This window comes from Acidobacterium sp. FHG110202_01 (genome assembly GCF_059115305.1).
On record NZ_JBZYWJ010000004.1, the window covers coordinates 137,557 to 151,182 of the forward strand.

9 protein-coding genes are annotated in these 13,626 nt (G+C 56.2%); 6 read left to right on the plus strand and 3 right to left on the minus strand.

All coding sequences use genetic code 11. The features are described 5' to 3' along the window. The first annotated feature begins 21 nt into the window (after positions 1-21). The 3 genes from argJ to AC5S16_RS09595 all read left to right on the plus strand — a co-directional run bounded on the left by argJ (position 22) and on the right by AC5S16_RS09595 (position 4,251). The gene (gene argJ, locus AC5S16_RS09585; protein ID WP_493929834.1) at positions 22-1,242 is read left to right on the plus strand and encodes a bifunctional glutamate N-acetyltransferase/amino-acid acetyltransferase ArgJ; all 1,221 of its coding nucleotides are present in this window, start codon (positions 22-24) and stop codon (positions 1,240-1,242) included. 212 nt (positions 1,243-1,454) lie between these two features. Continuing rightward, positions 1,455-2,279: a thiamine pyrophosphate-dependent enzyme gene (locus AC5S16_RS09590; protein ID WP_493929835.1), complete on the plus strand. Its 825-nt coding sequence runs from the start codon at positions 1,455-1,457 to the stop codon at positions 2,277-2,279. A gap of 160 nt (positions 2,280-2,439) precedes the next feature. Beyond that, on the plus strand, positions 2,440-4,251 hold the full coding sequence (locus tag AC5S16_RS09595; RefSeq protein WP_493929836.1) for a capsule assembly Wzi family protein: 1,812 nt from the start codon (positions 2,440-2,442) through the stop codon (positions 4,249-4,251). Between the two features lie 54 nt (positions 4,252-4,305). Here AC5S16_RS09595 and gpmI read toward each other — a convergent pair whose 3' ends face one another. From gpmI to eno, 3 genes are all read right to left on the minus strand, one after another. Beyond that, the gene (gene gpmI / locus AC5S16_RS09600; RefSeq protein ID WP_493929837.1) at positions 4,306-5,916 is read right to left on the minus strand and encodes a 2,3-bisphosphoglycerate-independent phosphoglycerate mutase; all 1,611 of its coding nucleotides are present in this window, start codon (positions 5,914-5,916) and stop codon (positions 4,306-4,308) included. Between the two features lie 93 nt (positions 5,917-6,009). Beyond that, positions 6,010-6,630, minus strand: a complete 621-nt coding sequence (locus AC5S16_RS09605) for a DUF2059 domain-containing protein (RefSeq protein WP_493929838.1) — start codon at positions 6,628-6,630, stop codon at positions 6,010-6,012. A 77-nt stretch (positions 6,631-6,707) separates the two neighbouring features. After that, the gene (gene eno / locus AC5S16_RS09610; protein ID WP_493929839.1) at positions 6,708-8,000 is read right to left on the minus strand and encodes a phosphopyruvate hydratase; all 1,293 of its coding nucleotides are present in this window, start codon (positions 7,998-8,000) and stop codon (positions 6,708-6,710) included. A 463-nt stretch (positions 8,001-8,463) separates the two neighbouring features. On the opposite strand from eno, the gene AC5S16_RS09615 reads away from it, so the two are divergent. The 3 genes from AC5S16_RS09615 (at position 8,464) to xylB (ending at position 13,624) form a co-directional block, all read left to right on the plus strand. Further along, the gene (locus tag AC5S16_RS09615) at positions 8,464-10,938 is read left to right on the plus strand and encodes an ABC transporter permease (RefSeq protein WP_493929840.1); all 2,475 of its coding nucleotides are present in this window, start codon (positions 8,464-8,466) and stop codon (positions 10,936-10,938) included. Positions 10,939-11,131: 193 nt separating this feature from the next. Next, a complete protein-coding gene (locus tag AC5S16_RS09620) occupies positions 11,132-11,941 on the plus strand; it encodes an SGNH/GDSL hydrolase family protein (protein WP_493929841.1) in 810 nt (269 codons plus the stop codon). 198 nt (positions 11,942-12,139) lie between these two features. Next, positions 12,140-13,624, plus strand: a complete 1,485-nt coding sequence (xylB, locus tag AC5S16_RS09625; protein ID WP_493929842.1) for a xylulokinase — start codon at positions 12,140-12,142, stop codon at positions 13,622-13,624. The last annotated feature ends 2 nt before the right edge of the window (positions 13,625-13,626 follow it).

Genomic DNA, 13,626 nt, shown 5'->3' on the forward strand with positions numbered 1-13,626 from the left:
TGTTTAGAGTAACCACAAACAATGAATGACTCATCTCTGCTCCCTGAAGGACCTCTGCCGCTTGGCTTTCGCTTTGCCGCAGTGAAGGCCGGCATCAAGGCCAGCGGCAGGCTGGATCTCGCCGTCTCGGCAGCTGACACGACTGCGAACGCAGCCGCTATGTTCACCAGCAATCGGGTCGTGGCTGCACCTGTTATTGTGGACCGCAGGCATCTTGCGCGCAGCGCCGGACGTGTTCGTGCTGTTGTTGTCAACGCCGGTAACGCCAACTGCGCTACCGGCCAGGCAGGAATCGATGCATGCCTTCAGGTCTGCGCGGCTGCCGCAGAGACATTCCACTGTGAAGGTCACGAGGTCTTTCCATCATCGACGGGAATTATCGGCGTCCCTTTTCCGGCTGAAAAACCCATTGCAGCACTGCCGGAGATTGCAGCCTTGCTTGGCGCAACTCCGGAACACTTCGCGCAGTTTTCCCGCGCCATTATGACCACGGACACAAAGCCGAAGATCGCCTATGCGTCTTTTCAGATCGACGGCAAACATATCCGCATCGCAGGAGCATGCAAGGGCGCCGGAATGATTCATCCCCGGCTCGTGCCGCACGCGACGATGCTGGTATATCTCTTTACCGATGCTGCAGTCGAGCCAGATGCGTTGAACACATTCCTGCAGAGGAGCGTAGAGGTCAGCTTCAACCGCATCTCCATTGATGGCGATACATCGACGAATGACACCGTGCTCCTGCTTGCTTCAGGAGCCAGCGGCGCAAGAATAACTGCAGACAATACGGCATTCAGCACGGCACTCACAGAAGTTTGCACATCACTCGCGAAGCAGATTGTAGACGATGGCGAAGGCGTGACCCACGTTGTCGAGTTGCAGATTGAAGGCGCGCCCAATGACCGCGATGCCCTTACAGTGGCTAAAGCAATCGCACACTCGCCGCTGGTAAAGACAGCGTGGGCGGGTAGTGATCCCAACTGGGGACGGCTGCTTGCTGCCGCAGGTTACTCCGGTGTCACAGTTGACCCGGAACGGATCAACGTCTGGTTCGGCGATCAGCAGATCTGCCGCAACGGCGGACGCGCTGCGGAATTCAATGAGACCTCAGCACACGAATATCTGAAGCAGCGCGAGTTCACCGTGCGCATGGATCTAGGTCTGGGCACAGGAAGCTGCCGCTTCTGGACTACCGACCTGACAACGGAATATGTGCATATTAACGCCGATTACTCCACGTAGCAAAGGCTGTTGCCGCAGGGCTGCTGCACTGCAACCAATTATGTGCAGAGAGCTAGACCCCGCGTCATTTCTCAGTTTCCTTTCGCTCAAGCCGAGTCTTGCACAGGCTTTTTCACAATTCTGTTGAAAACGTTCCTGAGAATTTTTTGACATAAGCCGATATTTAAGGAAGCTCTTTACAGCCTGAACCTCACTGTTAGAATGCCGGAAAGATGACCGCAAAATTTTCTCTCATCAGCGATAAAAAGTTCCGCGAGCTTTACTCCACTATGCTGAAGTACCGCATTCTGGAGGCTCACGCGCGCACCATCGTTCGCGGCCTGCCTTCTATTCGAGGGCAGGAAGCAGCAATTGCCGGAGCGGCCGTCGATCTTCGGCGCGGCGACACAGTTTTTTCAGCTGATGGCGTGACAGGCAGCTATTTGCAAGACTCCAAGTCCAGCAAACTCTTCGAACATCTGCATGCACGCCCTCAAATGAGGAAGACGCATGTATCAAAGCCTCCAGGATTGGAGGCCCAGATCGGCATTGCCACGGGCTCTGCGCTGGCTGGCAACCGGAAGCATGGCAGCATCACTCTGGCATTCCTGACGGACACAGCTGGACATCTGGATGCAGTAAGGGATTCCCTCGCCTTTGCCAGCGCGAACAAGCTGCCCATCATTTACCTCCGAACCGTTCCCGAAGTAAAAGAAAACATCACGCCATCCTTTGGTGAATTGCCGGTAATCCCAGTCGACGCCAATGATGTCGTCGCTGTATATCGCGTCGCTTATGAATGCACTCTCCGAGCGCGTCAGGGCGGTGGTCCAAGCGTTATCGAATGCAGAACCTTCACTGCCAAACAGCAGGATCCTATTCGCAGCATGGAGCAATATCTAGATGCCAAGGGTCTCTTCTCTCAGCAATGGAAGCAACAACTCATTCAGTCATTCGAGAAGGACGTAAAGCGGGCGATGTCCGAGGCAAAGAAGACTACGCGAAAGCGAAGCAATACTTCTGTGCAAACAGAAAATCCTTTCCTTAATTTTCTCTGAAGTCTGTCCTGGCAACTTCATCTATGCACCTCCGCCAATACTTGTCAGCGGTGAGGGCTTCATCTAGCCTTGAGAACAGCATGGCTGCTTAGGATGGCTTCCTGTGGCCTTACGATAGTGCCGCAGAGATGGACCTATACCCCAATTGTTCGAGGTGCGAGTGAGAGTTGTCTCTTCGATCTGTTTTTTAACGGCGTTTCTTCTGCCGCTCCAATCCACAATCGCCCAGGAAAATCCAGATCAGCAAATTACATCTGAAGGCACCTCCGGAGGCGGAGCGCCTCAGCAGTCCATTCCGCCCAACTATACGCCGGCATCTCCCGTAACCTATGTCAGTACGCTGGGCTCTGCTTACATCCCCCTGGACAGCTGGGTCTATCCTGCCCTGATCCGCCTTCAGGGACTGGGATATCTCGACACCGCCTTCCTCGGACTGCGCCCATGGACGCGCGTAAGCGTCCTGCATATGCTGCAGCACACGGCAGATCAAATCGACGCCGACACAAGCAACGATGAAGCGCGCGAAATTTATCTCGCCGTGCTGCATGAAGTAGCTCCAGGGCTTGAAAACAACTATGGCGAACACACTGCCCACGCGGAGCTCGAAAGCGTCTACACCAACCTCCGTGGCATCAGCGGTACTCCATTACGTGACAGCTACCACTTCGGTCAGACCATCATCAATGACTATGGCCGCGCCTATCAGGAAGGATTCAACAATTACACCGGCTTCAGCGCGCGCAGCGAGGTCGGCCGCTTCGCGCTCTATGTTCGCGGAGAATACCAGCACGCCCCCAGCGCCACGGGCTATTCGCCCGCGCTGTTCACCACTCTTTCCGAGCAGATAGATGGCGTTCCAGTCGCATCCAATCCCAGTCAGGCCACCATTCCGCTTGGCCCGATTGCATCCACAAACACTTTTCGCATTCAGGAAGCCAATCTCTCGTACCGCATCCTGAATCACGAAATCTCCTTCGGGAAAAATGATCACTGGTGGGGACCGGGGCAAGGCGGCAGCTTCGCATTCAGCAACAATGCAGAGAACATCTACGCCTTCCAGATCGACCGCGCCGAACCGTTGCGCATTCCGCTGCTCTCGCGCCTCATCGGCCCAATACGCTATGACTTTTTTGTCGGCAGCCTGAAAGGTCACTCTTATCCCAACGACCCCTGGCTGCACGGAGAAAAGATCAGTTTCAAGCCGACTCCCAATCTCGAATTCGGCTTTGAGCGCAGCGCCATATGGGGAGGTAAAGGACACGCTCCGATCACAATCCACAGCTTCCTGAAGAGCTTCTTCAGCGTGCAGAATGTTTCTCCTGCAGAAAAGAATTCGCGCGATGATCCCGGAGCACGTTTTGGAACGTTCGACTTCTCTTACCGCTTGCCCTACCTGCGCAAGTGGCTGACACTTTATAGCGATTCACTGGTGCACGATGACGTAAGCCCGATCAGCGCTCCTCGCCGCGCCGCAATTCGACCTGGCATATATCTCTCCCACTTCCCGGGGCTCGACCACCTCGATCTCCGTGTCGAAGCAGTCTCTACTGATCCAGTCAGTAATTCAACAGCGATGGGACAGTTCCTCTACTTCGAAACGGTCCAGAGACAGGGTTACACCAACAAAGGCTCTATTATGGGTGACTGGATTGGCCGTCAGGGTAAAGGCGGACAGGCCTGGCTTACCTGGCACCTTTCCCCGCAGGAGAACATTCAGTTTTCCTATCGCAATGCAAAGGCGTCGGCCTACAACGTTGATATACACGGGAGACAATCCGGCTTTCTTCCAGGCGGCACTACACAGAACGATTACCAATTCAGCGTAGTCAAGCGCGTTTTGAAGGACATTGAACTGAACGGTTCCGTGCAGTTCGAGCAATGGAACGTACCGCTCTACAAATCAGGCTCGCAAAGTGACACCACGGCACAGTTCCAGGTCACCTGGTATCCACGCCAGAACAAGATTTTCTGAACCATACTGTCATCCTGAGCATGGCGTTGCGCTCAGGATGACAAAAGCTGGAAATCAGCCCTGCCGCTGCCGCAGATCGCCGCCAGTCATCTGCTTCGGCTGCTCAATGCCAAGCAACCCCAGTAGAGTCGGAGAAATGTCCCGTAACGAACCATCCAGCTTTAGCGAATAATGCTTCGCGTCTTCACTCACTAAAATAAATGGCACAGGATTCGTCGTGTGCGCAGTGTGCGGGCCACCCGTTACAGGATCGACCATCAGTTCAGCATTGCCATGGTCGGCCGTAATCAACAGTGCGCCGCCTTTCTGGCGGATCGTCTGGTAGATACGCCCCAGGCATGCATCCACAACTTCGACGCCTTTAATGGTCGGCTCCAGCTTCCCTGAGTGTCCAACCATGTCGGCATTCGCAAAGTTTACGACAACAAGATCAAATGCTGTGTCTTCCACCGCCTTTGTGACAGCGTCGGCAATTCCAGCTGCGCTCATCTCCGGAGCAAGATCATACGTAGCTACCTTCTGCGAAGGCACCAGCACTCGATCTTCGCCAGGGAACGGCGTTTCGATGCCGCCGTTGAAGAAGTACGTCACGTGTGCGTACTTCTCTGTCTCTGCCACGCGCAGATTGCGCAGGTTTGCCTGCGCCAGCATATTCGCAAGAAGATTTTCCATCGACTCGGGCAGAATGACCATCGGCAGCGTGAAGAGCTTGTCATACTGCGTCATGCAGACATAGTGCAGGTTCTTTGGGACTTCGCTGCGCGGAATGGTTTCATCCAATTCCGCAGCATTGATCAGTTCCCTGCCGCCTTCTTTCGTGAAGTTGCTGTTGCGCGCCAGCACGCGCGTAATCTGCCGCGCACGGTCGGCACGGAAGTTGAACATGATGCACACGTCCTCATCGCGGATCACTCCATGCGGAAGGCCATGCTCGTCTGTAACCACGAACGGCACAGTGAACTCATCGGTTACGCCGTTGTTGTAGGATTCCTTGATGCGCGCAACCGGATCACGATACGCGCCGCCTTCGGCCTGCCCTTTCACCATGGCATCGAAGGCTTTCTTCTCGCGCTCCCAGCGGCGGTCGCGGTCCATGGCATAGTAGCGGCCAGAGACAGAAGCGATTTTGCCCACATTGTATTCGCGCATCTTCTGCTCGAGCGCTGCCAGATATCCGGCGCCGCTCGTGGGCAATGTGTCGCGCCCATCCATAAAGGCGTGGACGAAGACGCGCTCCACTCCATGCTGCTTAGCCGCTTTCAACAGCGCATAGAGATGCTGCTGGTGAGAATGCACGCCGCCATCAGAAACAAGGCCGAAGAAGTGCAACTGCCGTCCGCCCTCACGGGCGCGCTTCATCGCGTCTGCAATTACCGGATGGGTGAAAAAATCGCCGCTGGCAATCAGGGCGTCGATGCGGGTAATGTCCATCTGAACGATGCGGCCCGCACCAATATTCAGGTGGCCGACTTCACTGTTGCCCATCTGCCCATCCGGCAGGCCGACAAAGTGATCAGAGGCGTGGAGCAATGTATTGGGGAATTCAGCGAGCAGCTTGTCATAGGTTGGCTTGCGCGCCAGGGCAATTGCGTTGTTTTCCACCTGCGGGCGATAGCCCCATCCATCCAGAATCGTAAGGACCAGCGGCCTCTTGTGAATCGACACTCTTTCTCCTAGATCTTGTGGGTAGAAGCCCTGCGCTTTTTGGCGCAGGGGAAGTTAGTGCAACTGAAAAGGCCTCAGGCCCAGTCTGTGATTCTATTTTTGCGGCGAAGAAGACGCAGGAGGGTTCTGCGGAGCATTCAGCGAAGGCTTCGACTGCTGATGTTCCTGAATATACTTCTGCTGCGCCGTATCAATCTCCGTCTTGTGCCGCGTGATGACGTCCTTGGCTGTCTGCTGCGCCACTTCGATCGCGGAGCGCTGCATCTCGGTCATCATCTGAGGTTGAGCCTGGATGAAACGCTGACCTGCAGGCGATTTGTAAAACTCAATCACCTTCGCAGCATCTTCCGTCGAAACATATTTCGGATAAATATCCGCAGCGTGCGATTCGAGATCCGCATTCTGCAGGCTCTTGTCCAGATCGTCGATCACGTCTGAAGGAATATAAGGAGGAAAAGCATTGCGGTAATACTGCATGGCGCTCGACACAATACGCTTCTTCATCTCTTCCGCGCCGCTCAGGTCCTGCATTTCCTTGATCTGCGCAGAAGTAATGGGGTGGGCGGGAGGCTGAATCGCCGGAGTTGTGCTCCCAGACGAAGACTGCTGCGCCGATGAGGGCGCGGTGGATTGGTGCGCAGACGTTGCAGCTTGCTGGGCAAACGCGGACGCCGAGAAGATTACCGCAAATGCGGCCGCTTGAAGAGTTCGCATAATATGCTCCTGAGGTTAATGGCAAAGCAAAACGCGCGGAGTTGAACTGATTTCCGCGCGTTTCTGCCTAAGATGGCTTACTCACCAAAGTTTACTGCTTCCAGGCCAAGAAATTCTGCAGCCTGCCCAAGTTCTTCTTCGATGCGCAGCAATTGGTTGTACTTGGCAATGCGGTCCGTGCGCGAGGCTGACCCGGTCTTGATCTGGCCCACGCCCGTTCCCACAGCGAGGTCAGCGATGAAGGTGTCTTCCGTCTCTCCGCTGCGGTGCGAGATGATCGAGGTGTATCCATAGCGACGCGCCAGCGTAATGGCTTCCAGTGTTTCGCTGATGGTGCCGATCTGGTTCACCTTGATCAGGATCGAGTTGGCGATCTCCTCTTCAATGCCGCGCTGCAGGCGCTCTGTATTCGTGACGAAGAGATCATCGCCGACAAGCTGCACGTGGTCGCCGATCAATTCGGTCAGATAACGCCAGCCTTCCCAATCGTCTTCTGCGAGGCCGTCTTCAATCGAAACGATGGGATACTGCTTCGTCCAGCTTTCCCAGAAGCGCGCCATCTCTTCGCTCGTCTTTTCGCTCTTGTCCGACTTCTTGAAGACGTACTTGTTTTTTTCCTTGTCGTAGAACTCGCTGGCCGCCGGATCGAGCGCAATCACAACGTCCTCGCCGGCCTTGTATCCTGCCAGGTCGATAGCTTCAAGAATCACTTCAATCGCTTCTGTATTCGATTTAAGCGATGGAGCGAACCCGCCCTCATCTCCTACCGAGGTGTTATAGCCCTTCTTCTTGAGCACGCCTTTGAGCGTATGGAAGATTTCGGCGCCGCAACGCAGCGCATCTGAGAAACGCTCCGCGCCGACCGGCATCACCATGAACTCCTGGAAGTCGACATTGTTGTCCGCATGCGCGCCGCCATTGAGGATGTTCATCATCGGAGTGGGCAGGATCGATGCATTCACTCCGCCCAGGTAGCGATAGAGCGGCACCTTGAGAGCATTGGCTGTGGCGCGCGCGGCAGCCATCGAAACAGCAAGAATCGCATTCGCGCCCAGGCGACCCTTGTTCGGAGTGCCATCCAGCGCGATCATGGTCGCGTCAAGAAGCCGCTGGTTGGCCGCGTCCATGCCCGTCAATTCAGGGGCCAGCACGCTTTCTACATTCTCTACAGCCTGCAACACGCCTTTGCCTAGATAGTGGCTCTTGTCGCCATCGCGCAGCTCAACGGCTTCGTGCTCGCCGGTGGAAGCGCCGCTGGGCACAGCTGCGCGCCCGAGTGAACCGTCAGCCAATACAACATCGGCCTCAACTGTCGGGTTGCCGCGTGAATCAAGAATTTCGCGCGCATGAATCGCTGCTATTTCCGTCATTTCACTCCTTGAAATCTGGTGTCGTAACCGGTCTTTGAGCCTGGGGCGTCGGTCCACACTGATCGGCTCACCGGCAGAGCCGCCTATGATGTCTACAAAATCCGACATGCAAATGAAATTGCCTTCCCCAAAAGATTTTCGCGAGATTGCCTTTAGCAGAATAGCAAAGGCAGCTCATCCTCTGCCCTGAACGCAAACGTTTAACCTCTTATTCGCAGAAGCCGGAACTGGAGCTGCCAATTGATTTCCTACTCATCCGCGAGCACTATGCCTCATCGCGCAGGTCACTACGAGTTCACAGATTTCCTGTCCAGTTCCGGACGCACCTTGTTCTATTCCGGACATCCTGTCTTTTCCGTGCGAAATACGGCTTTAAGTTTTTCAATGAGTTAGCAGACCCGCGCGTTTGGCCGAAAAACTGCTTATCTTACAGTCGATCACTTCTGTCTGGAGCAGCCCGCCCATGACTACGTTTCTGAACGACCTGCGATACGGCATTCGCCAGCTTCGCAAAACTCCCGGCTTCACGATTGTTTGCGTGCTCACACTGGCATTGGGCATCGGCGCAAATACGGCTGTCTTCAGCGTGATGAATGCGGTGCTGCTCAAATCGCTCCCTGTAGCCGATCCGCAGCGCCTGGTTTATTTGCACACGTCGAATCCGCCACACCGGACTGGCACTGTCGACTGGAACGATACTTTCTCTTACCCGGTCTACGACGCGCTCCGCAGGCAGAAGGGCGCGCTCACTGAGGTGATCGCATACGTACCGCTCTCTGGTGGAAAGGTTGCAGTGCGCTACGGCCCTCAACCTGAGGAAGCCGAAGGGGACATGGTAAGCGGCAATTACTTCTCCGGGCTGGGCGTAAAGCTGGTGCGCGGCCAAGGATTTACAGAGCAGGATGAAGCCAGCCATGCTCCCATTGCTGTCATCAGCTACAGCTACTGGAGCGGGCGCTTCTCGCGCGATCCAGGCGTGGTGGGAAAGACGCTGTACGTCAATGGAATCCCTCTCACCATTGTTGGCATTGCGGCTGAAGGCTTTGAAGGCACAGAAGGGGGCGGTTCTACCGACTTCTGGATCCCCCTGCAAAGCCGCCCCGAACTGAATGCATGGGGAAATCCGCCGGAAGATGGAAAGACCTACATAGCGAACCAGACATGGTGGTGCCTACGCCTGCTGGGGCGGCTTGCTCCCAATGTAACCGGAGCACAAGCTACAGCGCAGTTGCAGTCCGTGTTTCAGCACGCGGCATACATCGGCCTCGGTAATCCGGAACCAGGAGAGAAACTGCCCGTCCTGAGCTTTGCAGGCGCGAAGAGCTTTCCCGGCTACGACAATCAATATGGCAAGCCGCTCAGAATCCTGATGGCAATGGTGGCCCTGGTCCTTCTCATTGCATTGAGCAACGTGGTCATGCTGCTTCTGGCGCGCAATGCAACCCGCCAGCGCGAATTTTCGCTGCGGCTGGCATTGGGCGCAGGCCGCAGAGAGCTCTTTCGCCAGCTGCTGACCGAGAGCTTGCTGCTGGTCGCCATCGGCGGCTTTATAGCATGGTTCTTCGGCGTCTCCGCGACGAAAGCCCTGGGCTCCTGGGCACAGATTGAATCGAGCCTCGCTCCCGACCACATCGTCCTCTTCTTCACCCTGGGCATTCTCGTACTCACTGCGCTCCTGTTTGGATTGGCTCCGCTTCGCACTGCACTCTCTTCCGGCCCGGGGCTCGTGTTGAAGACCTCGACCGCTACATCTAACATGGACGCAACAAAATCCCGTACAGGCAGAATCATCGTCGCATTGCAGATGGCTCTGTGCCTGGTACTGCTGGTTGGCGGAGGACTGCTGGTCCGCTCACTGCGCAATCTTGAGAACACTCCTCTTGGCATGCGCATCGAAGGCCTCATCGTTTTTGGTGTGAATCCTTCGGTGCATTCTGCTCAGGAAAGCGTCGCTTTCTATCAGAACCTCACTAACAAACTGCGTGCACTGCCGGGCGTAGAGTCCGTAACCGTTATGGAAGAGCGCCTCGGATCATGGTGGTCTGACAATTTCTCTATGATGGTGGACGGCAAGATGCCTGATGTGCCCACTGGAATGCAGACTGTTCGCGCCAATGTTATCGGGCCGGATTTCTTCCATACGCTGGGCGTGCCCATACTCGCTGGCCGCGAATTTACCGATTCCGACACCGCGGCAGCACCGCCTGTCGCCGTCATCAATGAGCTGTTCGCGCAGCGTTTCCTGCCCAACCAGAACCCGCTGGGGCATCGCATCGGCAGTGATAACGGGAAACTCCAGTTCACGGTCGTGGGCGTCGTCAGGAATCACAAGTACCGCAGCATCGATGAAGAACCTATCCCTATGGCGTGGTTTGCATATACGCAGGGGCCGATGGAAGGCAGGATGCACGTCGAACTGCGCGTCCATGGCGAGCCGCTGGCGATTCTGCCTGCCGCGCGCAAAGTGGTGCAGCAGATCGATCCCAATCTGCCGCTGATTGAGCCTATGACGCAGCGGGAGCAATTTAATCAGACCATCTCCAATCAACTGCTCTTTGCGCGCCTCGCCGGATTCTTCGGCCTGCTCGCAGTCGTGCTGGTTGCTACCGGGCTTTACGGAACTCTCGCTTATCGCGTGAATAACCGCACTGTAGAAATTGGAGTGCGCATGGCCGTGGGAGCGCAACGCCACCAGGTCATCTGGATGGTGCTGCGCGACAGCCTGATACTCACCGTGATTGGCGTAGCCATGGGAATCCCTCTGGCGGCACTGGTGGCAAAGGCGCTTGCCTCTTCGCTCTACGGGGTCAAACCCTCAGATGCATTCACTTATGTATCTGCCATTCTCGGCGTTGCTGTCGTAGCCATCGCCGCAAGCATGGTTCCGGCAAAGCGCGCTGCGAGCGTCGATCCATTAACCGCGCTGCGCAGCGAATAACGAGTTCATACAATGAACCTGAGATACACACTTATTATTTGGCCTGCGCTCCAGTTAATAAATAGAGAATTGTTTTCATCTATCTTGACCTCCACAACTGAGCAAACTTAATCTACCTCCGTTTCTTCCTTAAGGCCTGCTCTCAACAGACCTTCCTCACAACTTGCTCGTAACAACCCAAACGGAGGTACTGATGCGCAAGCGCATTCTTGTGTCCTGCATCGTGAGCTGTATGTTATCCCTGCTGACCGCGCACGCCTGGTCACAGACTTACTACGTTGCGCTGGGAGATTCTCTGGCGGCAGGCTATCAGCCGCTGCCCGGCGGAGGAACGGAAATCCATCATGGCTACGCCGAGGACCTGGCTCCGAAGGTAGGCATGACTCTGGTTAATCTTGGATGCCCCGGAGAAACCACTGTAACCATGATCAACGGAGGCGAGTGCAATACATACACGTCGGAATCGCAGCTCGGCGACGCCGAAGCTTTTCTCTCCGCCAATGCCGGCAAGGTCGGCCTGGTGACCATCGACATCGGAGTAAATGATGTCCTGGCCTGCGTTAGCGGCGGCAACATCGATGCATCCTGTGTGGTGCAGAAAGAAGCACAGGTAGAAACCAATCTCCAGAGCATTCTCACTGCGTTGCACAACGCAGGCGGATCAAACCTGAAGATCGTTGCCATGAATTATTACGATCCGTTCCTCGCCGAGTGGCTCACCGGCACATCAGGACAGCTTGAGGCCATTGCCACAGTCGCCGCTCTGCAGGAGTTCAATGCCGCCGAAGCAGGAATCTATTTGCTGAACTCAGTTCCTGTAGCCGACGTTGCAAATGCCTTCCAGACCCTCAATGTCGTGCCTGTACTCTACAACGGTCAGCTCGTCCCGAAAGATGTTGTCGAAATCTGCCAGAACACGTGGATGTGCTCCCTCAATAACATTCACGCCAACGACGCTGGCTATCAGATAATCGCAAATACCTTTTATCCCCTCACCCAATAAACCCATAGCTAGACTCCTGGTTCATCTGCATAAACCAGCAAGATGAACCAGGAAAATTTTTTCTGCGAGCCTCTGCGTCCCCTGAGGGTCCGGAGCCTGCCTTGAGCACAGCCGAGGGGCGGTAGAGCTTTTTCTGAAATGACTCGCCGGTGTTACATTAATCTCCGGAACTAATTCGCTTTATCAAGGACAAACTGAGTGGCATTTCTCGGGCTGGATATCGGCACAGGAGGCACCCGCGCAGTACTCATCAATGAGCAGGGGCAGGTCATCGCTTCCGGAGACAGCGAGCACGCTCCTTTTCGCAGCCCGCAGCCCGGGTGGGCCGAGCAGGATCCCGAAGACTGGTGGCGTGCCGCCCAGGAATCCATCCGCAAGGCGCTTGCCGCGGGCGGAATTTCGGCATCGGATATCGGCGCCATCGGGCTCACCGGCCAGATGCACGGCGCCGTCATGCTCGACCGTGATGGCCGCGTGCTCCGCTCCTCGCTCATCTGGTGCGACGTGCGCACCGGCCCGCAATGTGACTGGCTGCACGAGAAGATCGGCCGCGAGCGCCTCATCGAGCTTACATGCAATCCCGCGCTCCCGAACTTTACCCTGACCAAGCTTCTCTGGGTACGCGACCATCAACCGGAAATCTTCGCCAGGATCGCTCACGTCCTCTGCCCCAAGGACTACGTCCGCTACCGCCTCACCGGAACCTACGCCATCGACGTGCAGGAGGCCTCCGGCACTCTGCTGCTCGATGTGACCAACCGCCGCTGGTCATCGGAAGTAGCGCGCATCTCCGGCATCGACGAAGCGTGGCTGCCGCAGCTCTTCGAATCGCCCGAGGTCTGCGCTCACATCTCCGAAGAAGCAGGGAAAAATACGGGGCTTATCCCTGGAACACCAGTCGTCGCCGGAGCAGGTGATCAAGGCGCGGGCGCTGTCGGCATGGGCATTCTGCAGCCGGGATCGGTCTCAGCTACCATCGGCACTTCGGGCGTGGTCTTCGCCGCAACCGCAGCTCCAACGAAAGACCCCAAAGGCCGTCTGCACACCTTCTGTCATGCCGTTCCCGGACGCTGGCATGTCATGGGAGTGACCCAGGCCGCAGGACAGTCCTTGCGTTGGCTGCGCGATGTCATTTCCCCGGACTCAAGCTACGATACCCTCACCGCGGAAGCCGAGAAAATCCCTGCAGGCAGCGACGGACTCCTCTGGGCTCCGTACCTGCTCGGTGAGCGAACGCCACACCTCGATGCGCACGCCACCGCGGCCTTCTATGGCATCACCGCCTCGCATACGCGTGGACATTTAGTTCGCGCCGTATTGGAAGGCGTCGCCTATTCACTCAAAGATACCTTCACACTCTTCTCGGAACTGGATATCCCGGTAAAGGGTGTGCGCCTCGGCGGAGGCGGCGCCCGCGGCGCGCTCTGGCGCAAGATTCAGGCCGACATCTACGGTTATCCCTGCGATATTCTCATTGCAGAAGAAGGCGCGGCTTTCGGAGCAGCCCTGCTTGCCGGAGTGGGAGCTGGCACATGGAAAGACACCGATGCCGCCTGCGCCTCAGCAATTCGTGTAGCCGAACAGATCAACCCCGACCCGGCAACAGCGGAAAGCTACAAAGCCGGATATCAAATCTATCGGCGCATCTATCCCGCACTGCGCGCCATTCGCGAAGGACATTAATG

Excerpts from the sequence above, each read along its gene's own strand:
- argJ (WP_493929834.1), top strand. The coding sequence starts at position 22 with ATGAATGACTCATCTCTGCTCCCTGAAGGACCTCTGCCGCTTGGCTTT.
- AC5S16_RS09590 (WP_493929835.1), top strand. The coding sequence starts at position 1,455 with ATGACCGCAAAATTTTCTCTCATCAGCGATAAAAAGTTCCGCGAGCTT.
- AC5S16_RS09605 (WP_493929838.1), bottom strand. The coding sequence starts at position 6,630 with ATGCGAACTCTTCAAGCGGCCGCATTTGCGGTAATCTTCTCGGCGTCC.
- eno (WP_493929839.1), bottom strand. The coding sequence starts at position 8,000 with ATGACGGAAATAGCAGCGATTCATGCGCGCGAAATTCTTGATTCACGC.
- AC5S16_RS09615 (WP_493929840.1), top strand. The coding sequence starts at position 8,464 with ATGACTACGTTTCTGAACGACCTGCGATACGGCATTCGCCAGCTTCGC.
- AC5S16_RS09620 (WP_493929841.1), top strand. The coding sequence starts at position 11,132 with ATGCGCAAGCGCATTCTTGTGTCCTGCATCGTGAGCTGTATGTTATCC.